The sequence below is a fragment of the Bacillus sp. ISL-7 genome, assembly GCF_018613065.1.
In genome coordinates, this window is the sequence record NZ_JAGGQW010000002.1 from 40,631 (window position 1) to 66,291 (window position 25,661).

Annotated in this window: 28 protein-coding genes; 23 read left to right on the plus strand and 5 right to left on the minus strand. The window is 37.3% G+C overall.

Annotated elements, in window-relative coordinates; translation table 11 throughout:
• Nucleotides 1–192 precede the first annotated feature (192 nt).
• The 18 genes from J7E66_RS00840 (at nt 193) to J7E66_RS00925 (ending at nt 15,919) form a co-directional block, all read left to right on the plus strand.
• Entirely contained in the window at nt 193–537 is a 345-nt protein-coding gene (locus J7E66_RS00840) for a nucleotide pyrophosphohydrolase (protein WP_214997579.1), read from the plus strand.
• Between the two features lie 5 nt (nt 538–542).
• On the plus strand, nt 543–1,346 hold the full coding sequence (gene dapB / locus J7E66_RS00845) for a 4-hydroxy-tetrahydrodipicolinate reductase (protein ID WP_214997580.1): 804 nt from the start codon (nt 543–545) through the stop codon (nt 1,344–1,346).
• 11 nt (nt 1,347–1,357) lie between these two features.
• On the plus strand, nt 1,358–1,774 hold the full coding sequence (gene mgsA / locus J7E66_RS00850; RefSeq protein WP_168244905.1) for a methylglyoxal synthase: 417 nt from the start codon (nt 1,358–1,360) through the stop codon (nt 1,772–1,774).
• Nucleotides 1,767–2,477 carry a bacillithiol biosynthesis deacetylase BshB1 gene (gene bshB1 / locus J7E66_RS00855; protein WP_214997581.1) on the plus strand — a complete coding sequence of 237 codons (711 nt, stop codon included), beginning with the start codon at nt 1,767–1,769 and terminating at the stop codon, nt 2,475–2,477. Before mgsA ends, bshB1 begins: the two co-directional genes overlap by 8 nt.
• Before the next feature lie 2 nt (nt 2,478–2,479).
• The gene (bshA, locus tag J7E66_RS00860; RefSeq protein WP_214997582.1) at nt 2,480–3,607 is read left to right on the plus strand and encodes an N-acetyl-alpha-D-glucosaminyl L-malate synthase BshA; all 1,128 of its coding nucleotides are present in this window, start codon (nt 2,480–2,482) and stop codon (nt 3,605–3,607) included.
• 10 nt (nt 3,608–3,617) lie between these two features.
• A complete protein-coding gene (locus J7E66_RS00865) occupies nt 3,618–4,817 on the plus strand; it encodes a CCA tRNA nucleotidyltransferase (protein WP_214997583.1) in 1,200 nt (399 codons plus the stop codon).
• Nucleotides 4,802–5,779, plus strand: a complete 978-nt coding sequence (locus J7E66_RS00870; RefSeq protein WP_214997584.1) for a biotin--[acetyl-CoA-carboxylase] ligase — start codon at nt 4,802–4,804, stop codon at nt 5,777–5,779. Before J7E66_RS00865 ends, J7E66_RS00870 begins: the two co-directional genes overlap by 16 nt.
• Before the next feature lie 241 nt (nt 5,780–6,020).
• Nucleotides 6,021–6,857: a 3-methyl-2-oxobutanoate hydroxymethyltransferase gene (gene panB, locus J7E66_RS00875; protein WP_214997585.1), complete on the plus strand. Its 837-nt coding sequence runs from the start codon at nt 6,021–6,023 to the stop codon at nt 6,855–6,857.
• Nucleotides 6,854–7,702: a pantoate--beta-alanine ligase gene (panC, locus tag J7E66_RS00880; protein ID WP_214997586.1), complete on the plus strand. Its 849-nt coding sequence runs from the start codon at nt 6,854–6,856 to the stop codon at nt 7,700–7,702. Before panB ends, panC begins: the two co-directional genes overlap by 4 nt.
• 29 nt (nt 7,703–7,731) lie before the next feature.
• Nucleotides 7,732–8,115 (plus strand): aspartate 1-decarboxylase, encoded by a 384-nt coding sequence (gene panD / locus J7E66_RS00885; protein WP_214997587.1) that lies wholly within the window; start codon nt 7,732–7,734, stop codon nt 8,113–8,115.
• A gap of 167 nt (nt 8,116–8,282) precedes the next feature.
• Nucleotides 8,283–11,084 carry an ATP-dependent DNA helicase DinG gene (dinG, locus tag J7E66_RS00890; protein ID WP_214997588.1) on the plus strand — a complete coding sequence of 934 codons (2,802 nt, stop codon included), beginning with the start codon at nt 8,283–8,285 and terminating at the stop codon, nt 11,082–11,084.
• Between the two features lie 78 nt (nt 11,085–11,162).
• The gene (locus J7E66_RS00895; protein WP_214997589.1) at nt 11,163–12,017 is read left to right on the plus strand and encodes a ComEC/Rec2 family competence protein; all 855 of its coding nucleotides are present in this window, start codon (nt 11,163–11,165) and stop codon (nt 12,015–12,017) included.
• Nucleotides 12,018–12,134: 117 nt separating this feature from the next.
• The gene (locus J7E66_RS00900) at nt 12,135–12,305 is read left to right on the plus strand and encodes a YpmA family protein (protein WP_088088772.1); all 171 of its coding nucleotides are present in this window, start codon (nt 12,135–12,137) and stop codon (nt 12,303–12,305) included.
• Between the two features lie 14 nt (nt 12,306–12,319).
• Nucleotides 12,320–12,793 (plus strand): cell wall elongation regulator TseB-like domain-containing protein, encoded by a 474-nt coding sequence (locus J7E66_RS00905; protein ID WP_214997590.1) that lies wholly within the window; start codon nt 12,320–12,322, stop codon nt 12,791–12,793.
• 33 nt (nt 12,794–12,826) lie between these two features.
• A complete protein-coding gene (locus J7E66_RS00910; RefSeq protein WP_214997632.1) occupies nt 12,827–14,023 on the plus strand; it encodes a pyridoxal phosphate-dependent aminotransferase in 1,197 nt (398 codons plus the stop codon).
• A 116-nt stretch (nt 14,024–14,139) separates the two neighbouring features.
• Nucleotides 14,140–14,841: a DnaD domain-containing protein gene (locus tag J7E66_RS00915; protein ID WP_214997592.1), complete on the plus strand. Its 702-nt coding sequence runs from the start codon at nt 14,140–14,142 to the stop codon at nt 14,839–14,841.
• Nucleotides 14,842–14,901: 60 nt separating this feature from the next.
• Nucleotides 14,902–15,564 (plus strand): endonuclease III, encoded by a 663-nt coding sequence (gene nth, locus J7E66_RS00920; protein ID WP_214997593.1) that lies wholly within the window; start codon nt 14,902–14,904, stop codon nt 15,562–15,564.
• Entirely contained in the window at nt 15,557–15,919 is a 363-nt protein-coding gene (locus tag J7E66_RS00925) for a YpoC family protein (RefSeq protein WP_214997594.1), read from the plus strand. Before nth ends, J7E66_RS00925 begins: the two co-directional genes overlap by 8 nt.
• A 24-nt stretch (nt 15,920–15,943) precedes the next feature.
• On the opposite strand, the gene J7E66_RS00930 is transcribed toward J7E66_RS00925, so the two are convergent.
• Nucleotides 15,944–18,688 carry a transglycosylase domain-containing protein gene (locus J7E66_RS00930; protein ID WP_214997595.1) on the minus strand — a complete coding sequence of 915 codons (2,745 nt, stop codon included), beginning with the start codon at nt 18,686–18,688 and terminating at the stop codon, nt 15,944–15,946.
• Nucleotides 18,689–18,717: 29 nt separating this feature from the next.
• Nucleotides 18,718–19,329, minus strand: coding sequence for a Holliday junction resolvase RecU (gene recU, locus J7E66_RS00935; RefSeq protein WP_214997596.1), 612 nt, complete (start codon nt 19,327–19,329; stop codon nt 18,718–18,720).
• A gap of 196 nt (nt 19,330–19,525) precedes the next feature.
• On the opposite strand from recU, the gene J7E66_RS00940 reads away from it, so the two are divergent.
• From J7E66_RS00940 to J7E66_RS00950, 3 genes are all read left to right on the plus strand, one after another.
• On the plus strand, nt 19,526–20,503 hold the full coding sequence (locus J7E66_RS00940) for a DUF2515 domain-containing protein (RefSeq protein ID WP_214997597.1): 978 nt from the start codon (nt 19,526–19,528) through the stop codon (nt 20,501–20,503).
• A 351-nt stretch (nt 20,504–20,854) separates the two neighbouring features.
• Entirely contained in the window at nt 20,855–21,130 is a 276-nt protein-coding gene (locus J7E66_RS00945; RefSeq protein WP_168244888.1) for a hypothetical protein, read from the plus strand.
• A 183-nt stretch (nt 21,131–21,313) separates the two neighbouring features.
• Nucleotides 21,314–21,670: a DUF1798 family protein gene (locus J7E66_RS00950; protein ID WP_214997598.1), complete on the plus strand. Its 357-nt coding sequence runs from the start codon at nt 21,314–21,316 to the stop codon at nt 21,668–21,670.
• Nucleotides 21,671–21,703: 33 nt separating this feature from the next.
• Here the strand turns inward: J7E66_RS00950 and yppF are convergent, their stop codons facing one another.
• Nucleotides 21,704–21,913, minus strand: a complete 210-nt coding sequence (gene yppF, locus J7E66_RS00955; RefSeq protein WP_098931669.1) for a YppF family protein — start codon at nt 21,911–21,913, stop codon at nt 21,704–21,706.
• Between the two features lie 191 nt (nt 21,914–22,104).
• On the opposite strand from yppF, the gene J7E66_RS00960 reads away from it, so the two are divergent.
• Nucleotides 22,105–22,668, plus strand: coding sequence for a YppG family protein (locus J7E66_RS00960; protein ID WP_251032679.1), 564 nt, complete (start codon nt 22,105–22,107; stop codon nt 22,666–22,668).
• 209 nt (nt 22,669–22,877) lie between these two features.
• Here J7E66_RS00960 and J7E66_RS00965 read toward each other — a convergent pair whose 3' ends face one another.
• Entirely contained in the window at nt 22,878–23,360 is a 483-nt protein-coding gene (locus J7E66_RS00965) for an Hsp20/alpha crystallin family protein (protein ID WP_214997599.1), read from the minus strand.
• 191 nt (nt 23,361–23,551) lie between these two features.
• Here J7E66_RS00965 and hcp point away from each other — a divergent pair, with 191 nt between their 5' ends.
• Nucleotides 23,552–24,850, plus strand: coding sequence for a hydroxylamine reductase (gene hcp / locus J7E66_RS00970; RefSeq protein ID WP_214997600.1), 1,299 nt, complete (start codon nt 23,552–23,554; stop codon nt 24,848–24,850).
• 44 nt (nt 24,851–24,894) lie between these two features.
• Here the strand turns inward: hcp and J7E66_RS00975 are convergent, their stop codons facing one another.
• Nucleotides 24,895–25,593: a Crp/Fnr family transcriptional regulator gene (locus J7E66_RS00975; RefSeq protein ID WP_214997601.1), complete on the minus strand. Its 699-nt coding sequence runs from the start codon at nt 25,591–25,593 to the stop codon at nt 24,895–24,897.
• Nucleotides 25,594–25,661 lie beyond the last annotated feature (68 nt).

Here is a 25,661-nt window from a genome sequence, read left to right on the forward strand (position 1 = left end):
AACCCCCCTCTACCATAAATTCTCTTATATGGCGGTTTTTATTATATCGAATAAAAAATGTTAGGGCAATGAGTACAGTAAAAGAGGGTAATATAAATGAAAACATTTGTAAATCGTCGTTAATTTAGCTAACATAAACAATAGAATAAGGATATGGACATAATTATCAGTCTTATTGATGAGGTGAAATACATGGCCAAAGAAAAGACGATGAAAGACCTTCAGCAAGAAGTAGATTTGTACATTAGTCAATTTAAAGAGGGGTATTTCAGTCCGCTTGCGATGCTAGCAAGACTTACAGAAGAACTAGGGGAATTTGCTAGAGAAGTTAACCATTATTATGGTGAGAAACCCAAAAAAACAAGTGAAACTGAAAAGGCCATCGAAGAAGAACTTGGTGATCTTTTATTTGTATTAATTTGTTTTGCTAACTCTTTAAATATCAGCTTAGAAGATGCACATAATTATGTAATGGAAAAATTTAAGACAAGAGACAAAAATCGGTGGACAAGAATTAATGAAGAAAAAATGGAGTGAACTTTATGGAACAAATTAAAATTATCATCGCTGGTCCCCGCGGCCGAATGGGCAGTGAAGCAGTGAAGTTAGTAACGAATATTGATCATTTTGAACTTTTAGCTGTTGTGGATCATAAATATGATGGAATGATGCTTAGCGACTTGGAAGGCTTTCATTCAATACATAACGTACCCGTTTATAAAAATATCGAAACATGTCTGCAAAATGTCCATGCGGATGTCTTGATTGATCTAACCACACCTGAGGTGGGCATGCATCACGCAAAAACTGCACTTACAAACAATGTTCGACCGGTGGTTGGAACAACAGGTTTTACTGCAAGAGATTTAGAGGAATTAGAACATATTTGTCATGAGAAAAAACTGGGATGTATTATTGCTCCGAATTTTGCCATTGGTGCTGTGTTAATGATGAAATTCTCACAAATGGCTGCGAAATATTTTAACGATATAGAAATTATTGAATTGCATCACGATCAAAAACTGGATGCTCCTTCAGGAACAGCTGTAAAAACAGCAGAAATGATTTCTGCAGTTCGTGAGGAAAAAAATCAGGGGCACCCAAATGAGAAAGAAACGATCCAAGGTGCGCGGGGTGCAACGTTCGATGGAATGCATATTCACTCGGTACGCTTGCCTGGACTTGTTGCCCACCAACAGGTTTTATTTGGATCTGATGGTCAGACTCTAACAATAAGGCATGATTCATACCATCGCGGCTCTTTTATGTCGGGTGTAAAAGTGGCAGTAGAATCTGTAATGACACATAATACTTTTGTTTATGGACTAGAAAATATTTTAGAGTAGGGAGTAAATATATGAATATTGCCTTAATAGCTCATGATAAAAAGAAAAATGATTTGGTTCAGTTCGCGACTGCTTATCAAAATATATTTTCGAAGCATACATTATTTGCGACTGGGACAACTGGACAGCGAATTAGTGAGGCAACGGGTCTAAGTATAACTCGTTTTCAATCTGGACCCCTTGGCGGTGACCAGCAAATCGGAGCAATGATTGCCCAAAATAAAATGGATGCTGTTTTCTTCTTCCGTGACCCATTAACATCACAGCCACATGAACCAGATGTAACAGCATTGGTTAGACTATGTGATGTATACTCGATTCCACTTGCTACTAATATGGGAACTGCAGAATTATTAATTAGAGGCCTAGAACTGGGGCTTATTGAGTGGAGAAATCTAAATAAAGAGAATGGTGCAATCAATGATTAATCAGCACCTTCATGTCCTTGCATTTGGTGCACATGCGGACGATGTCGAGATTGGCATGGCTGGAACGATTGCTAAATTGACCTCCCAAGGGAAACAAGTTGGTATCTGTGACTTAACAGATGCCGACCTTTCTTCAAATGGGAATGTACCCCTAAGAAAAGAGGAGGCGGCAAAGGCTGCAGGGATACTAAACGTCTCTATGCGTACATCACTGGGTTTTCCAGATAGAGGATTATTTCTTAAAGACGAATACATAAGAGAGATTGCAAGGATTATTAGAACATACAAGCCTCACAGTGTGTTTGCACCTTATTTTGAAGACCGCCATCCTGACCATGGTCATTGTGCTAGTTTAGTGGAGGAAGCTGTTTTTTCATCTGCCATAAGAAAATATGTAACAGAAGGTAATGAACCTGCACATCGGGTGGAAAGAGTTTATTTTTATATGATTAATGGTTTTCATAATCCAGATTTCACCATTGATATTACTCAATATATGGATAAAAAACTCCAAGCATTGAGGGAGTACAAAAGCCAATTCGAGCAAACAGAAGAAAGCTATAGTACTCCGCTTGTAAATGGGTATATTGAAACTGTTGAGTCAAGGGAAAGAATGTTTGGTAAGTTGGTTGGTGTTACATTTGCTGAAGGGTTCAAAACGAAAGTTCCAATCCTTTTGAATCGTGATTTGATAGGAGAATAAACATGAGGAAACTTAAAATTGGTATTACTTGCTATCCGACAGTAGGTGGTTCAGGTGTAGTAGCGACGGAATTAGGGAAAATGCTCGCTGAAAAGGGACATGAAATTCATTTCATCTCATCAAGTATCCCATTTAGATTAAATAAAATGTACCATAATATCTATTATCATCAGGTTGAAGTGAATCAATATTCCGTGTTTCAGTACCCACCTTACGATATCGCCTTAGCAAGTAAAATGGCGGAAGTGGCTAATCGGGAAAAATTAGATCTGCTACACGTCCACTATGCTATTCCTCACGCTGTATGTGCAATACTAGCAAAGCAAATGAGCCATCGAGATATTAAAATTGTCACAACATTACATGGTACCGATATAACGGTTTTGGGGTATGATCCTTCTTTGACAGATGCGATTAAATTTGGAATTGAAAAATCGGATGTGGTAACAGCAGTTTCCAAGGCTTTAGTGGACCAAACCTATGAGTTGATCAATCCAGATAAACAAATTGAAACAGTGTATAACTTTATTGATGACCGCATTTATAAAAAAAGTGATGCACGTGCTTTAAAGTCAGAATTTGGGATAAAAGAAGATGAAAGGGTAATTATTCACGTTTCCAATTTCCGTCCAGTGAAACGGGTACAAGATGTAGTAAAGTCCTTTGCAAAGATTGCAGCTGTAATGCCAGCCAAGCTACTATTGGTCGGTGATGGCCCTGAAATGACCATCATCTGTAAACTTGTCAGAGAGTTTGGACTAGAAGATCAAGTCATTTTCTTAGGTAAACAAGAGAGCCTAGAGGAATTGTACTCCATCAGTGATTTAATGCTGTTATTATCGGAAAAGGAAAGCTTTGGACTTGTTGCATTAGAGGCGATGGCATGTGGAGTTCCTTGTGTCGGTACGAATGTTGGTGGTGTACCAGAAGTTATTAATCATGGAATGAATGGATTTATTTGTGAAGTAGGCGACATCGACGATATCTCTAATAAGTCATTAGCCATTTTAGTTGATCAGGACCTTCATCAGCAATTTTCCAAACAATCTGTGGAGACAGCAAAAACTAAATTTAAGGCTGACCAAATTGTTGAACAATATGAACAAATATATTTTAATTTACTGAATTAAGGTGAAGTAAATGATTGACCCATTTTTAGCAGCAAGTCCTGTATTAAAAAAGCTGGAGGATGCTGGCTTTGAAGCCTATTTTGTTGGTGGCTCCGTTAGAGATTTTCTGTTAAAACGAGAGATTAATGACGTTGATATTGCAACAAGCGCAACCCCCGATGAAGTGAAAAGGATTTTTCCAAAAACAGTGGACATTGGAATCGAACATGGAACAGTTCTCGTTCTTGTAAATAATGGAGGATATGAAATTACCACCTTTAGGACCGAATCAGACTATCAAGATTATCGAAGACCCAAAGAGGTTACCTTTATCCGCAACTTAAAAGAGGATTTACAGCGCAGAGATTTTACAATGAATGCTATTGCAATGGACAGAAATAGAAAATTAATTGACCCATTTAATGGATTTATAGCCATTCAAGAAAGAATAATTCAAACAGTTGGAAGTCCGAATGACCGCTTCCAAGAAGACGCCTTAAGAATGATGAGAGCAGTTAGGTTTGTAAGCCAACTCTCTTTTCAGATCGAAAGCGGTACGGTTCAAGCATTAGCAAAGCTTGTTCACTTGCTTGATAACATTGCTGTAGAGAGAAAAAGGGCGGAGTTTGAGAAACTCTTAATTGGTAAAAATAAGACTAAAGCGTTGAATATTCTCCTTGAAGCAAATATTTATTCTTATTTGCCAGGTTTGAAGGGAAAGAGGCAGCAATTAGAGGAGTTCCGTAGTTTTAAAAGTGGGAATCTTAATAAAAATGAAATGTGGTCACTCTTAATTTTCTGTATAAATTTAAAAGAAAAAGAGATAGAGTTATTTTTAAAAGAGTGGCGGCTTGCACTTAAGGAAATAAGAGAGATTCAACAAGTTGTTCATTTCCTTACAAAAAGACTTGAACAAGATTGGACCATATATCACCTATATTCTGCTGGTCGTGAACATATCCTATCAACGGAAAAGCTCTACCATGTTATTAATGGGACCAACGAAGTTCAATCGATTGAACATTTGATTAAGCTGTATGAAACCCTGCCGATAAAAGACCGTTCAGAAATGAATGTGACTGGAAATGACGTAATGGATTGGTTCAATAAAAGAGGTGGACCATGGCTTAAGGAGACGCTTTTAACCATCGAAGAAAATATTCTAGCCGGAAATCTAGATAACGACAAAGAAAAGATCAAGGAGTGGCTAATGAAGTGCAATCAGAAATAAGAAAAGAATTAATTGATGCCTTTACAACTGCAGGTGAAACCTTTTTATCAGGGCAGCATCTAGCAGAACTCATTGGCTGCTCAAGGACGGCAGTATGGAAGCATATTGAGGAATTAAGGAAGGAAGGATTTGAATTAGAAGCCGTTAGAAACAAAGGTTACCGGATTCTAAAAACTCCTGAAAAAGTGACTGCAGATGAGGTAAGGCTTGGCTTAACCACAAACTTTATAGGGAGAAATATCCATTATGTAGAAAGTGTGGAGTCTACCCAAAAGCTTGCCCATCACTTTGCTTCAGAAGATGCCCCGGAAGGCACGGTCATCATCGCAGAAGAGCAGTTGTCAGGCAGGGGTAGAATGGCCCGAAAATGGCATTCTCCAAAATATACAGGTATATGGATGAGTATGATTATACGTCCAAATATACCCCTAAGCAATGCGCCACAATTGACATTGCTCGCAGCAGTTGCGATTGTTCAAGCCATTGAAGAAATGACAGACCTTATTCCGGAAATAAAATGGCCGAATGATATTCTTATTAACGGAAAGAAAGTAACGGGAATATTAACGGAATTACAAGCGGAGGCCGACCTTGTTCATTCAATTATCATAGGAATTGGTATAAATGTGAATCAGAAGAAAGAAGATTTCCCGTTAGAACTTCAAGAAATAGCTACTTCCCTATTTATCGAGGATGGAGAAACTGTTTCGAGAGCAGAGTTAATTAGATCTATTTTCAAACACTTTGAAAAATTATATACGCTGTATCTAGAACAAGGATTTCTTCCAATAAAGCTTTTATGGGAGGGTTATGCCGGCAGTATCGGAAAATACATAAAAGCTAGAACCCTTACGAATACCATTGAAGGAAAAGCACTAGGAATAACCAATGATGGAGTGCTGCAGTTAGAGGATTTGACCGGTACGATTCATCATATCTATTCTGCGGATATTGAGTTTTAAAAGCTTGAACTTTTCGTAGAATTTGTTATAATTCTATCCAATGGGCAGTATCCAATGAGAACTGCACCTTTACGAAACTAACAATTAATAAGGTTTCTGCCTAGATCCGTATAGCGGACCGGGACAGAGGGATGAAGCATGTTAAAAGTGTAACTGGGATCCTCTGCCTTCAGAAGGATCTTTTTATTTGCTCTTTTAAAATCTTTTTATCCCCTCTCCCATATAAAAGGAGGGAAAATTGATGAAGCAAACAACAGATTTCTTGAAAATGAAGGAAAATAATGAAAAAATCGTTATGTTAACCGCGTATGATTACCCTTCGGCTAAGCAGGCTGAAGAGGGCGGAGTTGACGTTATATTGGTGGGAGACTCTCTTGGGATGGTAGTCCTTGGTTATGACTCAACCATACCAGTAACGCTTGACGACATGATCCATCATACAAAAGCTGTAAAACGTGGAGCAAAAGATACCTTTATTCTCGCTGATATGCCGTTTCTAACTTATCATTTATCTGTTCGAGATACATTATTAAATGCTGCCAGACTAATACAAGAAACGGGTGCACATGCGGTTAAACTAGAAGGTGCAGATGATGTTATTGAAAAAATTACTGCTTTAACTAGAGCCGGTATTCCTGTCTGTGCCCATTTAGGGTTAACTCCTCAATCTGTAGGTGTATTAGGTGGATATAGAGTACAAGGGAAAGATGCCCAAGCAGCAAGGAAATTACTCCAAGATGCAAAGAAATGTGAAGAAGCCGGTGCCTTTGCTATCGTTCTTGAATGTGTACCAAAACAACTGGCAGAGGAAGTTGCCCAAATGATTTCTATTCCAGTTATTGGTATTGGGGCCGGAGTTGCGGTCGATGGTCAAGTTCTCGTTTATCATGATATTCTGGGCTATGGCGTTAATCGCGTACCGAAGTTCGTCAAACAATATCATGCTGTCAATCCATTTATGATTGAATCAATTCAAGCCTATGCAGCTGACGTTAAAAATGAACGGTTTCCTGAAGAAAAACATTCTTTCACAATGAAGGAACAGGAACTGAAAGGGCTTTATGGAGGTACGAAATGAAGGTTATCTCAACCATTATGGAAATGCAGGCAATAATAAATAAACATAAGCTTCAAGAAAAATCGATTGGCTTTGTACCAACAATGGGATTTTTGCATGAAGGTCATTTAACACTTTTAAATAAAGCAAGACAAGATAATGATATCGTTGTTCTAAGCATTTTTGTTAACCCATTACAATTTGGACCAAAAGAGGATTATGCTGAATACCCGCGTGATCTTGATCGTGATTGCGCCTTGGCTGAAAGTGAAATGGTCGATTTTCTTTTCCATCCATCCGTTGAGGAAATGTATCCAAACGAGCCTTCGGTTAAAGTTAACGTCCGTGATCGCACGGATGTTTTATGTGGGAAATCACGCCCAGGCCATTTTGATGGCGTCGCTACAGTAATAACAAAACTCTTTAACATTATCATGCCAACAAGAGCTTATTTTGGAAAAAAAGATGCCCAGCAGGTGGCAGTTCTTGAAGGGTTAGTTTCTGATTTTAATATTCCTGTGGAACTTATTGCAGTCGATATCGTTCGTGAAAATGATGGACTTGCTAAGAGTTCACGGAATGTTAATCTTCTGCCCAAGGAAAGACAAGAAGCTCCTGTAATGTATCACAGCCTTCAAGCTGCAGTGGCAGCAATTAATGAAGGTGAGCGAAATCCAGCGAAATTAATTAGTATGATTAGTGAAATGATTACCAATGAATCAACGGGTACAATTGATTATGTCCAAATCTACTCCTATCCACAATTAAAGCAACTGGAAAAATTAGAGGGTACAATTATTATTGCACTGGCTGTAAAATTTACGAAGGTACGATTAATAGACAATTACATTACGAATTTAGATTGATAGAAAAAAGAGAACGGGGGAGGAATATAATGTTTCGCAACATGATGAACGGAAAAATCCATCGAGCAACTGTTACAGAGGCTAATCTAAATTATGTAGGCAGTATCACGATTGATGAGGACTTATTAGATGCAGTTGGAATGATTGCAAATGAAAAGGTGCAAATTGTTAACAATAACAATGGTGCGCGTCTAGAGACCTATATTATTCCTGGCGAGAGAGGTAGTGGTGTCATTTGTTTAAATGGTGCAGCTGCCCGCTTGGTTCAAAAAGGTGATATCGTTATTATCATTTCCTACGCCCTTATTGCTGAAGAAAAGGTAGCAGCACATAAACCTAAAGTAGCGATCATGGATGAAGACAATCGGATTAAAGAACTAATCTATGCAGAACCAGCTCTAACCATCATGTAATCCCCAATTTAGGGGATTTTTCTTTTTTTACGACTGTTTTATATAATAAATATAAAAAAGATCGTAAAGATAATGGTAGAATGGGAAGCATCCTAGTATTGTTTACTTTTTCTTTTGAAGATAATGTGATACCGTTCTAATGAACGAAGGTTTGGGGTGTTAATGAAATGATAAATAAATTCGTCGTAATTGATTTGGAAACAACGGGAAACATTCCAAAAAAGGGTGACAAAATCATCCAATTTGCTGCTGTGATCATTGAAAATGGAAAAATCACAGAAAAATTTTCGTCATTAATAAATCCGAAAAAATCCATTCCAATATTTATTGAAGAATTGACCGGCTTAAATGATGACATGGTGAAGGATGCTCCCCTATTTTCGGAAATAGCAGAAAAGGTCACGGCTTTACTGGATGGGGCTTATTTTGTTGCACATAATGTGTTATTTGACTTGTCTTTTCTTCAGGAAGAATTAATCCAATCGGGTCAGGAAGGGTTCTTTGGCCCTGTTCTTGATACGGTGGAAATGGCAAGAATACTTTATCCGACAGCTGATGGTTATAAGTTATCGGATTTAGCAGAGAAAGAAAATCTTAATCATGATCGCCCCCACCAAGCTGATAGTGATGCACAGGTAACTGCTGAGCTTTTCTTAATTCTTTTAAATCGTTTGACATCCTTACCTAGAGTAACGCTAAAACAGCTTGCACATCTTTCTGGCGGTCTCAAAAGTGATCTACAGCAGTTTCTTGATGAAATACTCGTAAACAAAGATGACTCGATTGAACAATTTTCGGAGTCGTTCGAGATTTTTAAGGGGATAGCCTTAAAAAGGCTTTCTGAGCAGTCAGGAACGAAGGATGAAGGTAAAGAATATCAATATCCTGCAAGTGAGGATGAAAAAACCGAGCTAGTAAAACAAGCCTTTGCAGCCTTTGAGAAGAGGACAGGCCAATTTACCATGATGGATACTGTGTATCAATCCTTTCAAAATGAAAACCATACATTGATTGAAGCTGGAACCGGTGTCGGAAAATCACTTGGGTACCTGCTGCCGATTGCCTACTTTTCAAGGCAAAAGGAGCTTCCTATAGTTGTAAGCACGCATACCATTCAGTTACAAGAACAAATTCTAAAAAATGAAATCCCGATCTTAGATAAAATTTTGCCCTTTAAGCTTAACTCTGTTCTCCTAAAGGGTAGGAATCATTATATTAGTTTAGAAAAGTTTAATCAGACACTTGCAGATGATAGTGATAATTACGATACAGGGTTAACCAAAATGCAAATTCTTGTTTGGCTGATTGAAACTGAAACAGGTGATCGGGATGAGTTAAACCTATCAAGCGGCGGGCAAATATTCTGGAATAAAATTAAGAACGAACCCGCTATGTTTATGCAGAACCAGGCTTGGCAAGAAAGAGATTTTTATTTGAAGGCCAAAAGAAATGCGCAAACTGCCGATATTATTATTACCAATCACTCTTTGCTATTAAGTGATATTAAAGGAGAAGGCACAATTTTGCCCGATTTTTCTTTCGCTATCATTGATGAAGGACATCATTTTGAAAAAGTAGCAAGTCAGTTTTTTGGTCATACATTAGATTACTTATCCACTCGGCTCTTATTGGGTCAATTTGGTGTTTTAGAACAAAAACAGCTCTTTTATGAATTGGAGAAGCTAATTGCTTCTGTACCAAAGAAACCTGAGATGATGGCACCTGCAACTAAGTTAAATCAAATAAATGTTGACCTTGCTTTTGAAACAGACGAATTTTTTCAATTGATTGCAATTTTTGCAAAAGCCAAGCTTACAAATAAAAGAGGAATTAACCGTGCCAAGGTGCGCTTTTCTCTTCAAGACGAGGTAAAAGAAAAAAAGGCACTTGTACATAGTGCAGAAAGGTTTGCCTTTTTACTTAAGGATTTTCATTCAGTCATTATTGAACGACTCGAATGGATCAAAAGGGAAAGTAATTCGTTAACACGTTCCCAAGAAAATAAAATGGAAGAAATCCAAACCTTTCTAAATGATCTATCAGAATTAAGAGACACGGTTATTCATTCCTTTATTAAAAAAACGAACGATGTAAAATGGATTGAAATAGATATTCGTTCACCGCAAAATGTTACAACCTTTATAGCTCAGCCAGCATCTGTGGCCGACCAACTAAAGGCACAATTTTTTCAACTTAAAAAAGCGGTAGTGGTTACTTCTGCTACTTTGACTGTGAATAAATCATTTGACTATATCATGAAAGAAATTGGACTTGATCCAGTTTCAACGATACAGTTGAACATTCCGTCGCCATTTGAATATAATCAACAGGTACAACTCTTAATACCTGAAGACTTACCAGAAATAAACACGGTATCGTTAGAAGATTATGTCATTTCTATTACTGAGCATATCATCACAATTGCAGAGGCAACAAAAGGAAGAATGCTGATTCTATTTACCGCCTATGACATGCTAAAGAAAACCTATGAATTAATTAAAGAAAGTGGTTTTTTGCATGACTATGCAATGATTGCCCAAGGGATAACCAGTGGCAGCCGAACTAGGCTAACTAGAAATTTCCAGAGATATGATAAGGCATTATTGCTAGGGACAAGCAGTTTCTGGGAAGGGGTAGATATACCTGGTGAGGACTTATCGTGCCTTGTAATTGTTAGGCTGCCATTTAGTCCCCCTGATGAACCTTTAACAGAGGCAAAATGTCAGTTAATCGAAAAACGCGGGGGTAATGCTTTTTCTGAATACTCACTGCCAGAAGCGGTCCTAAGATTTAAACAAGGATTTGGTCGGTTAATTCGTACGGAAAATGACCGTGGAATTATTGTGGTTTTTGATAAAAGAATTGTAACGACCAAGTATGGTAAGGCCTTTTTGAAATCAATTCCCAATGTTCCCATAAAAAAGGGGAAGATGGATGATTTAGCTGAAATTATTGACTCTTGGTTATAATAAATCAGTCGGACCAATTGTTTAATATACTGGATAATATTTGGTAAAAAACACATCCTATATTATGGGAGGTGTATCATGAGAACCTTACTATTATTACTGTCCATATTCATTCAATCGACACTCATGGTAGAGGCATCAAAGACGACTACTGTAAATAATATTGAAAACATTGACTTAAATATTAAGGATCATGAAGTTGCTGTTACTTTTTTAGGCCTGTCTGAAGGTGATTCAACCCTTATTCAAGGCTCAAATGGTGAAAATATCTTGGTAAATGCCGGCGGGAAAGAGACGGATGCAGAATTGGAAGGATGGCTTTATCTTTATGATGTGAAGAAAATTTCGAAGCTAATTCTTACAAAGAACAATCTGGAGCTTTCAGAAAAACAAATCAATAAGCTAATAACGAAGTATAGTATTAAAGAAATTATCACAACACCGGAGTTATCTGCCCAAATAACAAACAAACTAGGCATACCAAATAAACCTGCAGTCGTCACCTGGGGTGAGGGAACAAAAAAAACCATTCTTCCGGAGTTGACTGCAGTGGTCCAATTTGTTGGAAATGAACCCAATGAGGGCATGGATTTGACACTGGATTTTTTTAATCACCGCATTTTCCTGATGACTTCATTTACACCACATGCGGAGGAAACCTTGATGAAGAAAAACTTGGAAAATATTAATGTTTTTAAGATTCCTAATTGTGCAATGGAGGACTCTTTATCTGAAAAATTAATCCAGTATTTAAATCCGCAAATTTCGATTCTATTTGCACCGGAAGAAGAGGAGCATGACCCAGATATTCTTGTCGATCTCCATGAAACTTGGTCAGAAATCTATACTACCAAAAAACATGGTACCGTCACGATAAAATTCACCGATTCAAACTATGAAGTAATAACGATCCCTGTCGAAGAGGATAACTAAGAAAAAATTAGAAAAATTCATATAATCACAGACCCGCTTTTTGCTTCCACCTGTTATAATAATGGTTGAGATTTATCAATTATTGTAGAGAAATAGGCAAATATTGGAGGAAAACGGATGGAAAGTAAAATTGAAGTGTTATCAACAGTAAAAATCCAGCACAGTCCGGATTTGTATAAAATTGTTGATGCCCTTAATCGAACCTTGAAGCAAAAAGATCTTATGTTTGGATTGGCACTTGATCAAGAAGATAAAAATACAGCGATTTTTACCATTTATCGTACATAAAGAAGTGAGTGCTTATGAAAAAGTGGATTATATTTATAGTAATATTTATAGTAGTGATTTTTGGTTTATTAATAAAAGTGTATTTCACATCTGTGGATCCTGTTAAAGCTGCAGAGAAAAAAGCGGTTGCACTAGCCAAAAAGGAAATATCTATAAAAGAAGTTGAGGATTTTCATATATATAATGGCATAGAAACTGTTAATGTCATTGAGGGAAAAAGTAATAATGGTGAAAAAATTATCGTTTGGATTCCTGAAAAAAGTAAAAAAGTTTACGTGAAAAAAGCAAAGGATGGTTTATCAAAAGAAGAAGCCATTCAGAAACTTTTACAAGAAAAAAGTCCTAAAAAGGTTATTTCAGTAAGACTTGGCATGGAAAAAAATATCCCCTTGTGGGAAATATATTATCGTTCTAATAATAATTTAATAAATTATTACTATGTTCACTTTGAAACAGGTGAATGGCTAAAGAAAATCGAAAACCTATAGATGTAATGGAGAATGGAGGAAATATTTATGGTATTGGAATTAGCAAATCGTGTGAAGGCACTTACACCTTCAACAACATTAGCAATTACTGCAAAAGCAAAGGAATTAAAGGAACAAGGTGAAGACGTTATCGGTTTGGGAGCAGGTGAACCTGACTTTAATACTCCACAATATATATTAGATGCTGCGTCCCAATCTATGAAAGAAGGGCATACGAAGTATACCCCATCAGCAGGCTTACCTGCATTAAAAAAAGCAATTATTAAGAAATTTGAAGCGGACCAAGGGTTAACATATAAACTGAATGAAATCATTGTAGGAAATGGAGCTAAACACGTTCTTTATACATTATTTCAAGTCCTATTAAATGATGGGGATGAGGTTATAATCCCTACTCCATATTGGGTCAGCTATCCAGAGCAAGTCAAATTAGCAGGCGGCGTTCCTGTGTATATCGAAGGATTAGAGCAAAATCAATTTAAAGTAACCCCAGAGCAATTAAAGAGCGCCATTACGAAAAATACGAAAGCTGTTATAATTAATTCACCTAGCAATCCAACGGGTGTGTTGTATACAGCAGAAGAACTTTATGAGTTAGGCAAAGTTTGTCTTGAGGAAAATATTCTCATTGTTTCAGATGAAATTTATGAAAAGCTAGTTTATGGGGAAAATAAACATGTTTCGATCGCACAACTTTCTCCAGAATTTAAAAACCAAACCATTGTAATTAATGGCGTTTCTAAATCACATTCGATGACAGGTTGGAGAATCGGGTACGCGGCTGGAAATAAAGTAATTATTGAGGCGATGACAAACCTCGCAAGTCATAGTACATCTAATCCGACAACCACAGCCCAGTATGCAGCAATCGCTGCTTACAATGGCTCACAGCAGCCAGTAGAAGATATGCGCCAGGCATTTGAAAAAAGATTATCAATAATTTTTGATAAACTAGTAGCGATTCCCGGTGTAACATGTGTGAAACCGCAAGGAGCATTTTACCTTTATCCAAATGTAAGAAAAGCTGCTGAATTGACAGGATATCAAAATGTTGATGCTTTTGTTGAAGCCTTGCTGGTCGATGCCAAAGTCGCTGTTATCCCAGGTTCAGGCTTTGGAACTCCTGACAATATTCGACTCTCCTATGCAACTTCTTTAGAATTATTGGAAAAAGCAGTGGAGAGAATCCACCAATTTGTTACATCCAAATCAAGCATTGTCAATAATTAAAAACGTAAAAAGTCTGCTAAGGTCTGCAGGCTTTTTGCTTTTAGTTACCAAAGATGGATGCCTAAAACTCTTACTCGGATAATTTGTTCGTGGTATACTTAACTGGAGGTGTCCTAATGATGAAAACAAACTTTTTAGCATGGATTCAAGAAGGTAATATCACCGTTCCAACATTATTATTTTCTGAATACCGTAATCTAAATTTAAATGAATTTGAACTTGTTCTTTTATTAAATATACTAACCTTTTTAGAAAAGGGGCATGAATTCCCTACACCAGATGAGTTATCGGCACGAATGACGATTTCCATTTCGGAATGTAATGAAATGCTTAGAAAGTTGATTCAAAGAGGTTTTATCGAAATTACCGATGAATATACGAATGAAGGTATCCGATATGAAAAGTATTCTGTCATCCCTTTATGGGAAAGACTTGTTGAACATTTCTTGAAAAATAATAAAAGTAATAAGGAAACAGATAAGAAAGCAGACGAAACCGACCTTTATACTTGCTTTGAGAAGGAATTTGGCCGACCGTTATCTCCATTTGAATGTGAATCCCTAGCCATGTGGATGGATGATGATCATCACGCCCCAATTATTATCAAAGCAGCTTTACGGGAAGCTGTAATGTCTGGAAAATTAAACTTCCGGTATATTGATAGAATTCTTTTTGAGTGGAAGAAAAATGGGATAAAAACGATTGAGCAAGCGAAAACCCATGGACTTAAATTTCGTCAAAAGCAAACACCTAATGGAACTGTGAAGGGTGAAACACATCAACCAACTGTGCCCTTTTACAATTGGTTAGAACAATAATTTGATTAACGAGGGAGTTATCTCTCGTTTTATTCATTTTAATAATAGTAGGTGATAGATATGTTGAATAATACCCAAATCCGTTATTGCCTTGATCAAATGGGTGCGATGTTTCCAGAGGCCCACTGTGAATTAAATCATTCAAATCCATTCGAACTAGTCATTGCTGTGGCCTTATCGGCACAATGTACCGATGTGCTCGTAAATAAAGTGACTAAATCGTTATTTGAAAAATACAAAATACCTGAGGATTATCTTGAGGTTTCACTAGAAGAATTACAAAACGACATACGTTCGATTGGCCTTTACCGAAATAAAGCTAAAAACATTCAAAGCCTTTCCCGAATGGTATTAGAAGAGTATAAAGGTGAAATCCCAATGGATCGTGATGAGTTAACAAAGCTGCCTGGTGTGGGCAGGAAAACAGCAAATGTAGTTGTGTCCGTTGCTTTTAATGTACCTGCTATAGCAGTAGATACTCACGTTGAAAGAGTGAGTAAGCGTTTAGGGATTTGCCGTTGGAAGGATTCTGTACTCGAAGTGGAAAAAACATTAATGAGGAAGATCCCAAAAGACGAATGGTCAGTTACACATCATCGCTTGATATTTTTCGGCCGCTATCATTGTAAAGCCCAAAATCCACAATGTCCAAGCTGCCCACTAGTAGGGCTATGCAGGGAGGGTAAAAAGCGGATGAAAGGTCAGGTATCTATCAGTGGTTAAAAAGGTTGAGAACATTTCCAGCCTATTGAAGGAATGGGAAAATAGTAAGGTCCAACTCGAAGCATTATTTCGTGAACGAGATTATCAAAACGCAAAAGTGTTGATGGAAAAGGGAATTTTAATGTTTATTCAGTTCTTGTCTTGGTCAAATGAATTGCCTGCAACTCTGGATGAACCTTTTAACTCTTATAAATTTGAGTTTAAACCTGTCAATGTGGAAGAACGGTTAGGTTTTATCATGTCTAGACCAAATCTATATCATTCATATCGGCAGTTATCAGAGTTAATGGTTGAGCAAGAAAAGCTGTATTCGAAAAGAAGAATACTAAAAAAAGCGTCTAAACCTAAAGGTTAGACGCTTTTTTACTATTCTTTTTAGTTAGGGTAATGTTGTAGGTGTACCTGAATTTGCTCCATTTACTGTCCCATTGTCGACCGGGGTATCTGGTGGAGTAGTAACGCCGTCATCTTGGTTGTCAGTACCTGTGCCATTCCCAGTACCATCACCATTACCAGTATCGTTGCCAGTACCATTCCCAGTACCAGTACCAGTACCAGTACCAGTACCAGTACCAGTACCAGTACCAGTACCAGTACCAGTACCAGTACCAGTACCATCGCCATTACCAGTACCAGTACCATCGCCATTACCGTTGCCATTACCAGTACCGTTGCCATTACCGGTACCATTCCCATTGCCGTTCCCGTTTCCATTTCCTGGATTTGTACCATTGCCAGGATTGGTATTACCTGGGTTTTCTTCTTGAATAGGTAGTGGTATGTCAATTGCAGCAGTTGCTGGATTACTAGTTCGATCACCACTGATTGCCACAATCGTGAAAGAATATTTAGTACCAGGTACTGCAGGGATGCTTAAAGATGTTTCTGCTTGATTATATTGCTTTTGACCAGTCCCGCTATTTACCGTTACAGAGAAAGTAACATTTGCCTCTTTTGAATTATTGTAATCCCATGTTAAGGTAATATTTTTATTTACTTCATCATATTTGGCATTTAGTTTTTTCGGAGCATTCAGTTTGTCATACCTTTGGGAGACACGTTTAGGTGCATGACCTTTCACAGCATACTCAGTAATAACTTGACTTCCAGGGGTATATTTACTTGCCAATACCGGCGGCATGGAGCCTCTTTCAATACTTACTCTTTGAACGCTGTTTGGCATAGTAAAGTCAGGTGTATCGATATCCTTTGATACATGTTCCATTAAGTTTTTAAAAATTAATTGGGCTAAACGTTGATTATTTCCGACCGCGTTGATAGGTGTACTTCGGTTTTTGTATCCTGTCCAAATAGACGCAGTGTAATTAGTTGTATATCCAGTAAACCAGGCATCAGGAACGGACCTGCTGCTCGGAATACCCCATTTTTGTATTTCCTCATCTGTATAATTCGTTGTACCGGTCTTACCGGCGATTGGAAGTCCGGGAACTTTTGCCCTTGTTCCTGTCCCAGGAGATACGAGGACACTTTTTAACATATCGGTAATCATAAAAGCGGTCGAATCTTTCATTACCACTTTTGGTTCAGGTTCTGTGCTAATAAAGGTTCCATCACGCAACTTGATTTTTCTAATAGCATGTGGTTTTGTATAAATGCCATTATTGCCAAAGGCGCTATAGGCACCAGCCATTTCAAGTGGGGAAACCCCCGTTTTAAAACCGCCAATTGCGTAGGATTCAAAAATTTCTTTTAAAGGAATACCTAAACCAACTGCAAAGTCTTTCGCTTTTTCAAGACCAACCTGCTGTAGAGTCTGAACGGCTGGTGAGTTTCGTGATAATTGCAGTGCAGTTCTAATCGTCATCGGTCCTTTATAGCTTTGGTCCCAGTTCCCAAACTTTTTCCCAGATGAATAGGTTATTGGTTTATCCTCAATCATTTCAAAGGTTCCCCAATTTAAATATTCAATCGCGGGAGCATAATCAAGCACAGGCTTGATTGTTGAACCTGGTTGACGTTGTGTATCGATGGCATAGTTAAACCCACGTTTTACTTTCTGGTTCCTTCCGCCTCCAATTGCCCGAATTTCTCCAGTTTTTGTATCAAGGAGAGCAACCCCAGCTTGGAATTCATCATCAGGATAATCAATAATGTCTGATTTATTAAGAATGTCTTCAACATATGATTGCGCATCTGGATCTAGAGTCGTATGGATTGTTAAACCATCTGTAAAGATATCAAAATCAGATGTTTCTTTCACTTCATCAATAACTGCATCCACAAATGAATCAAAGGGTTTTTCATTAACTTTACGTTGTTGTTCATTTAGAACGGTCGACTTAACTGAAACCTTTTTCGCATTTTCCATCTCTTTCTTAGAAATAAAACCATGCTGGTGCATTAACGTCAAGACAATATTTCGTCTCTTCTCAGCTAAATCAGGATGATCGAATGGGTTATAATTATTAGGACTTTGCGGCATCCCAGCAATTTGGGCAGCCTCTGATAATGTTAAATCTTTTAATTCTTTTCCATAATAAATTTTTGCGGCAGTTGCAATACCGTGGCTATTTTCAGAAACATAAACCTTATTTACATACATCTCGAAAATCTGGTGTTTAGTATATTGCTGTTCAAGCTGATAAGAGAGCCAGGCTTCTTCGACTTTCCGCTTTAAGGTTTTTTCGGGAGTTAAAAATGAGTTTTTAACCACTTGTTGTGTGATTGTGCTGGCACCTTCAGATCCAAATCCATGTTGGATATTAGCTAAAACAGCACCGCCTAATCTAATCGGGTCAATACCATGGTGTTTGTAGAAACGGTAATCCTCGGTTGCCAAAATGGCATTTTCAACTACTTGTGGTATGTCTTTGTAATTTACATATTCCCGATTAACTGCACCTACTTCAGTAATCAACTTGTCATCTTTATCTAAAATCTTCGAAGGGATTGGATCTTTTAATAATTTTGGGTCAAGTACGGGAGCATCCTTTACTAAGTAGGCGAAAGTCCCCACTCCCGAAAGTATTCCAATAATACCAAGGGCCACTAGGGTTAGAAAAATTTTCTTTATTAATCCACCCGATTTTTTCTTGGTTTTTGGTTTACCTTTGGTTTGGAGTTTCTTTCGGCGCTCCTCTCTTGATTGGTACTGTTCTGACATGGTAATATTCCTTCCTTTCAAGCCTTTTCTCAATTATGAAGCTTATCTATAATTTTAATATAGTCAATTCGCGGTTGAAAACCAAGTGGGATCTGATGTCCTTGTAGTTCCACTTCCTCTTTGGTTATTGATTTTCTGCCGCCATTATTCATTCGTTTCCAAAATGTTAACAAGTGTTTTGCTTCGAGTAAAAAAACCTGCTCATATCTTGTAAAACGAAGGATAACAAAACAAATACCTCCTTGATCCAGGACTTCTTCCATATGCTGTATCTGGTGTTGATGGAAATTCTTTAATGGAAAAGAGGTAGGGTTCTGTGTTTCTTTAGCTTCGAAATCAATATACTTTCCTTTATAAACACCATTATAATCCGTGGTGGAGGCAAGTTTGAAATATGCCTCTTTAATTACAGCAGCACTGCGGTTTGGATAATCAACTTGGACAATTTGAACCGGCGTTGGTTTCTTATGAATAACAGCTACTTTTCTCGCACGGTAATATTCATTTGTCTCATTTAAATCTTCCTCAAGTGTCATTCCTCTGTTACTATAAGAGCCATTTTTCTTTTTTTTATTATTGATATTTTCTGTGTTCTGTTCTCTTGGTAAGTATCTTTTTCCATTTGGATAGTTAAAGTTCACGTTTTACACCTCTCAAACTCTTCCTTATCATATCAAATCTTGAAGAGAATGGGGTGTATAAAATACATTTGCATACACACTCTAATAACAATTGTACTGTGACTGCTAAATTTATACATGATGCATTTCTCATAAAAGAATTTAAACTCAATCATAGTACTAATAATCTATTAAAAAAACTTAAGGGAAGATGAATATGAATCATCTTACAATACAGGAACGAACAATCATTCGTCAAATTCAAGAGGAAACCAATAAAAAAAATGTCGATAATATCTCAAGGACTGAAGCATACTTTTCTTTTTTTAAGAAACATCCAGATATCATTTGGTCTTTCTTAGCAAGCATGGTATCTAGGAATGGGGGGTGGAATATGTGTGACCTCCAAGGGTCAATATTTCCTCAATTATTAACGGACATGACGAGAAAGCAGCTTTTCCTTACCTATGAGCGGGCAAATTGGTTGATTTTCCATGATGTCTATCCCCAGTTATTGGTCTACCAATATTCGACGAAATTAAATCGAAAAATGTTTCATTTACTCCCTTATTTTCATGTTTCTACGTTTATCCAAAAAGAATGGTTCCGATATTGGAAAGAAAATGATAAGAACAGACTGACCACTTCATTAATCATAAATGAACAAAATGTCATTCAAACACCGGTTATTGATCACCCTCTATATAAGAAAAAGGTTTTCCAATCGAAGCTTTTTTCTTTTCAAGATTGGTTTCATTTCAGTTGTGTCCTATTTCCAACCTGCGGGGGAGAAGTATATGGGGCAAGTGCAAATGGTTTCAAATCACTTTCAAAAAGAATCAACCTGGGTAAAAGACTAGCCAGCATACTTTTTCATCCACGGCTATTTCCTTATTTTTATGAATTCGCTGAAAAAACGCCGCATACTGGTTCAAGAAATGATTATGAACAATATTTTAAAATAAAAACTGGCCTGAAAACCCCGATTTTGCGAGTGAGTTTCCCAGTTATAAAGCATAATCAACATAAATATGAGGATTGGAGTACGCAACGCAGAGTATCCCCCTTCTTGTTGTATCTTCCCGCACGACATCGTCACCCCATTCACCTTACTGATTGGTACTTTGCTAAATCAAACCAACTTCAATTAATGTTGGCCCTCCAAAAGACCTTGCAGCTAAAAAAATGGAAATAAAAAAGCAGGGGAAGTGTCCCTTGCTTTTTGGTTGGTTGTTATTCGGCAGGTCGGTTTTCTCCCACAAGCTTTTTATCACCGTAGCCTGTTTTTGTTGCTGCATCAGATTGAACTGTTTGCTGCTTTTTGTTTTGTTTATTATTTTTTGACATTAAAAAACACCTCCAACAATAGCTTGTGCGCTTTTTTATTTTTTCATGCAGGATTTAATTGATGTCGAATTACATGGAGGAAAATGCCATTTAACCACTACCTTTGACGAATAGCTTCTAGTTTTGTCAGGGTAGAAGGAAGCCGAAAAAAGAAAGAGAATAATTATACTTAATAGAAATTGCTGGGAGGGTTTAATAGATGAATAAGCCATTGTCCGATAAGGAAAAGTTGATTTCAATGTTGTCAGAAATATACGATCAATTAGAAGAATTGGAAGTGGTGCTTGAAGCATCCTTCTCAGACCTGCGCAAAAGTTTAGACAAGAAAGAGCAGGCTAAGTTAATCGTATCAAAACAAAAACTAATGGGACTTGAACGGAGTATTGATAAAGTTAACTCCATATCTAATTTAGAGATTGCTTGTGCCAATCCAAATCATGTGTCTAGAGCCCTACAACTTGAATTGGGCTATTAATTGCCTATAAAATAATAGTAACGATTAAAGTAGCATAAAGATCTTTGCTACTTTTTATTTTTTAGGCTATGTTAAAGCTTATTGTTGATTTTGGCACAAGTTGATTGGAGCGAAGCGCCTGGAGCGGAAATCAACAGCCAAGTATAACAGAGCCATTTTTTAAAGAAAGGGTTTATTAAAAAGATGTATGAAGAAATTATCCAATTAACGGAAAAACTTTTAGCTTATAATAGTTTATTCATGAAGTACTATCTAGAGGGAAGGGAGTCAGGGCTCAAGCATGATTTTCATGAAGTGATTAAGCCATTTGCAAATGAAGTTAAGGAAATAAATGACCAATGGAAACATGCCATGAAGAAATGGCTGTCTGAAACGGACCATAAACATCTTCATTTAAAGCAAATCGACACGACATCTGAACATATTGACCAGTTGTCAATTCAATCCTTTTTCCCGGAAACTAGCAAAACGAGATTTTTAAATGCAAATCGTACGGTTGAATTTTTCCTCTTGGAAATATTAAAAGAGGTTAAAAAATAGAAAAGAGATGCAGCTGCATCTCTTTAATTATTATTAAGAATGTTCGATGAGGGAGTTTTCATTATCCGTTTCAGGTATTACCGCGCCTTGTTTTTCAAGTTCACGGACAAGAAGACGATATTCTTTAATGTTAATATCGTTTTGAATATACGCTTTCTTAGCAAAATCCATTAATGTATTAACATCATCTGGTGTATAATCCCGACTTTGAATAAATTTGCTTTTTAATTCGCGAATGTCCATATCTATTAGCTCCTCCTTCATCCTTTTTTCTATCGTATCACGAAAATAAAGGATTCCTAGTTTTTAAAATATTTAAACTTCAGACAAAATTCTCGTCATTTTGACATAATTATTGTTTTTCAAAAGAATCACCTTTCCTCTCTCTCCTTCATAATGTGTAGTAGATAAAAAAGCGGAGGAGATGTTTGCCCATGTTTGGCAAAAAAAGGCCAGCTAATTACCTCAATTATGAATATTCGGGGCAAATGATGCAGCAAGGTCCAGTTGGTCAGATCAGGAATCAGCAGCTTTTTAATAGTAATCAACCCTTCCATTACCAAGCTCAGCCCCAAAACTATGATTGGACCGCTTATCAACAACCCAATCAACAAATTCCTTATTACCCGCCAGTGTACCAGCAATATGGTCAAAACTATCAACCTGGCTACGTTTCTCAAAATACGCCATTCAATAGCCAGCCATTTTCGCAAAAAGATTCGCAATTCCTATTCCAGAACCCGTTACAGCCACAGGAAGAAATAGTTCAAAAACCACAGTATATGCCCATGAATGGTTATCCAGTGATGAACCCTTATCCAAAGCAAAGTGCAACCTCAAAACAGCCAGGAGGAGTCCAATCGTTTATGAATTCCTTCAAGTCCCAAGATGGATCAGTGGATATAAATAAAATGGTGAATACAGCAGGTCAAATGATGAATGCTGTAAATCAAGTATCATCACTTGTAAAGGGATTCGGTGGAATATTTAAGGCTTAATAAAAACCCCAGTTGATTGAAGCGGAAGGCGCGAATACTCCTGCGGGAGGACGGGGCAGGGGAGACCCAACAGGTGCTTAGCGCCGAGGAGGCTCCCCAGACCGCCCGCGGAAAGCGAAACCCCTGGAGTGGAAATCAACAGCTAAGTTTTAACAGCAAAAAGACGGCTTTTTTACTAGCCGTCTTTTCATATGGAAGGGAAATGGAATTTAGTCTTCGATTTCAATAATTTTCCCTTTTTCCTGTGGAATGCGGATTTTTAATAAACCATCACGATAGGATGCTTTCACCTTCTCTTCATTAATCGTATGCGGCAGTGAAACCGTTCTTGATGATTTTTGGCGTAAGTATTTACGTCGATATAAATGATTGATTTCGTCTTCCTCGGTTTCAAGTTCGTTATTTTCCACAGAAATAGTTAAATAGTTTCCAGAAATGTTTAAATGAATTTGCTCTCTTTTTATCCCTGGCAGTTCTGCAGAGATGATGTATTCCCCGCCTGTTTCAATCGTGTCAACATGAAAGCTCGATCCAGATGGAAATGGACTTTTAAAAAAATCATCGATTGATTGTAGGAAGCCTTTGATTGGTTTTTCATTGAAAAAGTCGTTCATCGATTTCATTAACTCGCCAAAAGCTTCTGTTTTCGGCTTTTTAGGGTCATTCTTATCACTCGGTACCTTAGATGACATTAAGTTCCCCTCGCTTTCCAATATTTCACTCACTATTATATGCTGGCTAAACTGGGTAGGTGCCGTCATCAAATGGCAATAATTTTATGAACGATTTATTACAGTTGCTTTAAATGTGATGTAAATCACATTAAATTTTTTGGTCGATTAGTATAGTAAAGCAGAAATAAAATCGAAAGTGAGGAATTAAAATGTTCTGTTATCAATGTGAACAAACTCCATCTGGCGGCTGTAATGTCATCGGTGTGTGTGGTAAAGATGAAACCATTGCTAGCTTACAAGACACGATTATTTTTGCATTAAAAGGAATTGCGGCCTATCGAACCCATGCTAATCAATTAGGATATACAGATCCCTTTGTCGATGCCACCACCCATGAAGCCCTTTATTTGACTTTAACGAATTCAAATTTTAATGTTCAAGAACATATCGACATGGCGATGAAAGTTGGCCAATCAGCAGTCCGCGTAATGGAAATGCTAGATGAAGCTCATACAAAGCGTTTAGGTATTCCTGAGCCAATCCGGGTCAGCCAAAACAAAATTAAAGGAAAATGTATTATTGTTACAGGACACAACTTATTTGCTTTAGAGGAACTATTAAAGAAAACAGAGGGAAAGGGTATCAATATCTATACGCACTCTGAAATGCTACCTGCGCACGGCTATCCAGCATTGAAGAAATATACTCATCTAAAAGGGAATATCGGAAAAGCTTGGTACGACCAGCGACGACTTTTTGAAAATTTCCCTGGAGCGATTCTAGCAACGACCAACTGTGTAATGCCAATTAAAGGGACTTATGCAGACAGGATGTTTACATATGAAGTAGCAGGTCTTGAAAATGTAGAGAAAATTATAAATGATGATTTTACACCATTAATTAACCGAGCTTTAGAGCTTCCTGAAGCAGCAATTGATTCCGAAGAAACATTGTTAACAGGGTTCCATCATGAAACGGTTCTAGGCTTAGCACCTGAAGTAATTGATGCAGTCAAAGCTGGTAAAATCAAGCGATTCTTTGTTATCGCAGGCTGTGATGCACCGGGACCAGGCGGAAATTATTATCGTGAACTTGCCACTTCACTACCGCCAGAGACTGTTATATTAACAACCTCTTGTGGAAAATTCCGCTTTAATGACGTGGATTATGGTGTGGTGCCGGGAACCAATATTCCACGGTATATAGATTTAGGTCAATGCAATAACTCTGGATCAACTGTTAAGATTGCTTTAGCACTTGCAGATGCATTTGGATGTGAAGTGAATGAACTGCCGGTCAGCATCGTGTTATCTTGGTTTGAACAAAAAGCAGTTGCTATTTTGCTTGGTTTATTTAGCTTAGGGATCCAGGATATCCGCATTGGCCCGAAGCCGCCTGAATTTATCTCTGAAGGGGTATTACAGGTCCTTCAGGACACCTTTAATCTAAAATTGATTGGAACAGCTAAAGAAGACATGGAAGACATGCTACAGCTCTCAATTAAATAAATATAATAAAACCGCAGCATAGATTTGCTGCGGTTTTTAATGTATTAGATTAGATTAATTTCTTCCATTAGAATTTCAACATCTACAATCATGTTGCCTTCTTCATCTACTTCTATTAATTCATCTTTTTTCATTTTTGTTAGCGTCCTGCTTATGGTTTCTCTTGTCGTGCCGATCATATTGGCAAGATCCTTATTCGTGAATTCGGACTTTAAAAGGATCGTACCATCTTCTTGTTCTTTACCATGCTTCTGGGCGAGCCGAATCAGTAGTTTAATAATTTGTTCGTATGTGTTATTGAGAATCTTTTCTTCTAAACGATTTTGCAAATCAACGATTTTTTCTCCTAATACTTTAAAAACTTTAATACATAGTTCAGGGTTTTCAATCAGTACAGTTTCAAATTTTGAAATTGGAACAGCAATAAGAGTTGAGGACTCAAGTACTTCTGCATAGGCTGGGTAATCGCCTTTTCTGAAAAAACCTACATGGGGAAACATCTCACCTTTTTTAGCAATGGCGACGATTTGTTCTTTGCCATTAATGTCACTTTTATAAATTTTAATTTTTCCGTCATAAATAAAATAGACATTTTCAAGCGGGTCACCTTGGAGAAACACATGACTATGTTTTTTCCATTCCCTAGCAATAGCGATATCAGAGATTTTTGTTATTTCAAAATCATTCAATTCACGAAAAAGGGTAAAATCAGCGAGCACCCTTTTAATTTCTTCAATTTTCATCCAATCACCTTCAAATATAGATTCCGTTACTATCTATTGTAACAAAAATTCTAGCAATAGTTTTAATG

What these genes read in the sequence shown, in the direction of transcription:
- J7E66_RS00840 (WP_214997579.1), top strand. Translation starts at nt 193, where the DNA reads ATGGCCAAAGAAAAGACGATGAAAGACCTTCAGCAAGAAGTAGATTTG.
- dapB (WP_214997580.1), top strand. Translation starts at nt 543, where the DNA reads ATGGAACAAATTAAAATTATCATCGCTGGTCCCCGCGGCCGAATGGGC.
- mgsA (WP_168244905.1), top strand. Translation starts at nt 1,358, where the DNA reads ATGAATATTGCCTTAATAGCTCATGATAAAAAGAAAAATGATTTGGTT.
- bshB1 (WP_214997581.1), top strand. Translation starts at nt 1,767, where the DNA reads ATGATTAATCAGCACCTTCATGTCCTTGCATTTGGTGCACATGCGGAC.
- bshA (WP_214997582.1), top strand. Translation starts at nt 2,480, where the DNA reads ATGAGGAAACTTAAAATTGGTATTACTTGCTATCCGACAGTAGGTGGT.
- J7E66_RS00865 (WP_214997583.1), top strand. Translation starts at nt 3,618, where the DNA reads ATGATTGACCCATTTTTAGCAGCAAGTCCTGTATTAAAAAAGCTGGAG.
- panB (WP_214997585.1), top strand. Translation starts at nt 6,021, where the DNA reads ATGAAGCAAACAACAGATTTCTTGAAAATGAAGGAAAATAATGAAAAA.
- panC (WP_214997586.1), top strand. Translation starts at nt 6,854, where the DNA reads ATGAAGGTTATCTCAACCATTATGGAAATGCAGGCAATAATAAATAAA.
- panD (WP_214997587.1), top strand. Translation starts at nt 7,732, where the DNA reads ATGTTTCGCAACATGATGAACGGAAAAATCCATCGAGCAACTGTTACA.
- dinG (WP_214997588.1), top strand. Translation starts at nt 8,283, where the DNA reads ATGATAAATAAATTCGTCGTAATTGATTTGGAAACAACGGGAAACATT.
- J7E66_RS00895 (WP_214997589.1), top strand. Translation starts at nt 11,163, where the DNA reads ATGAGAACCTTACTATTATTACTGTCCATATTCATTCAATCGACACTC.
- J7E66_RS00900 (WP_088088772.1), top strand. Translation starts at nt 12,135, where the DNA reads ATGGAAAGTAAAATTGAAGTGTTATCAACAGTAAAAATCCAGCACAGT.
- J7E66_RS00905 (WP_214997590.1), top strand. Translation starts at nt 12,320, where the DNA reads ATGAAAAAGTGGATTATATTTATAGTAATATTTATAGTAGTGATTTTT.
- J7E66_RS00915 (WP_214997592.1), top strand. Translation starts at nt 14,140, where the DNA reads ATGATGAAAACAAACTTTTTAGCATGGATTCAAGAAGGTAATATCACC.
- nth (WP_214997593.1), top strand. Translation starts at nt 14,902, where the DNA reads ATGTTGAATAATACCCAAATCCGTTATTGCCTTGATCAAATGGGTGCG.
- J7E66_RS00930 (WP_214997595.1), bottom strand. Translation starts at nt 18,688, where the DNA reads ATGTCAGAACAGTACCAATCAAGAGAGGAGCGCCGAAAGAAACTCCAA.
- J7E66_RS00940 (WP_214997597.1), top strand. Translation starts at nt 19,526, where the DNA reads ATGAATCATCTTACAATACAGGAACGAACAATCATTCGTCAAATTCAA.
- J7E66_RS00945 (WP_168244888.1), top strand. Translation starts at nt 20,855, where the DNA reads ATGAATAAGCCATTGTCCGATAAGGAAAAGTTGATTTCAATGTTGTCA.
- J7E66_RS00950 (WP_214997598.1), top strand. Translation starts at nt 21,314, where the DNA reads ATGTATGAAGAAATTATCCAATTAACGGAAAAACTTTTAGCTTATAAT.
- yppF (WP_098931669.1), bottom strand. Translation starts at nt 21,913, where the DNA reads ATGGACATTCGCGAATTAAAAAGCAAATTTATTCAAAGTCGGGATTAT.
- J7E66_RS00960 (WP_251032679.1), top strand. Translation starts at nt 22,105, where the DNA reads ATGTTTGGCAAAAAAAGGCCAGCTAATTACCTCAATTATGAATATTCG.
- J7E66_RS00965 (WP_214997599.1), bottom strand. Translation starts at nt 23,360, where the DNA reads ATGTCATCTAAGGTACCGAGTGATAAGAATGACCCTAAAAAGCCGAAA.
- hcp (WP_214997600.1), top strand. Translation starts at nt 23,552, where the DNA reads ATGTTCTGTTATCAATGTGAACAAACTCCATCTGGCGGCTGTAATGTC.
- J7E66_RS00975 (WP_214997601.1), bottom strand. Translation starts at nt 25,593, where the DNA reads ATGAAAATTGAAGAAATTAAAAGGGTGCTCGCTGATTTTACCCTTTTT.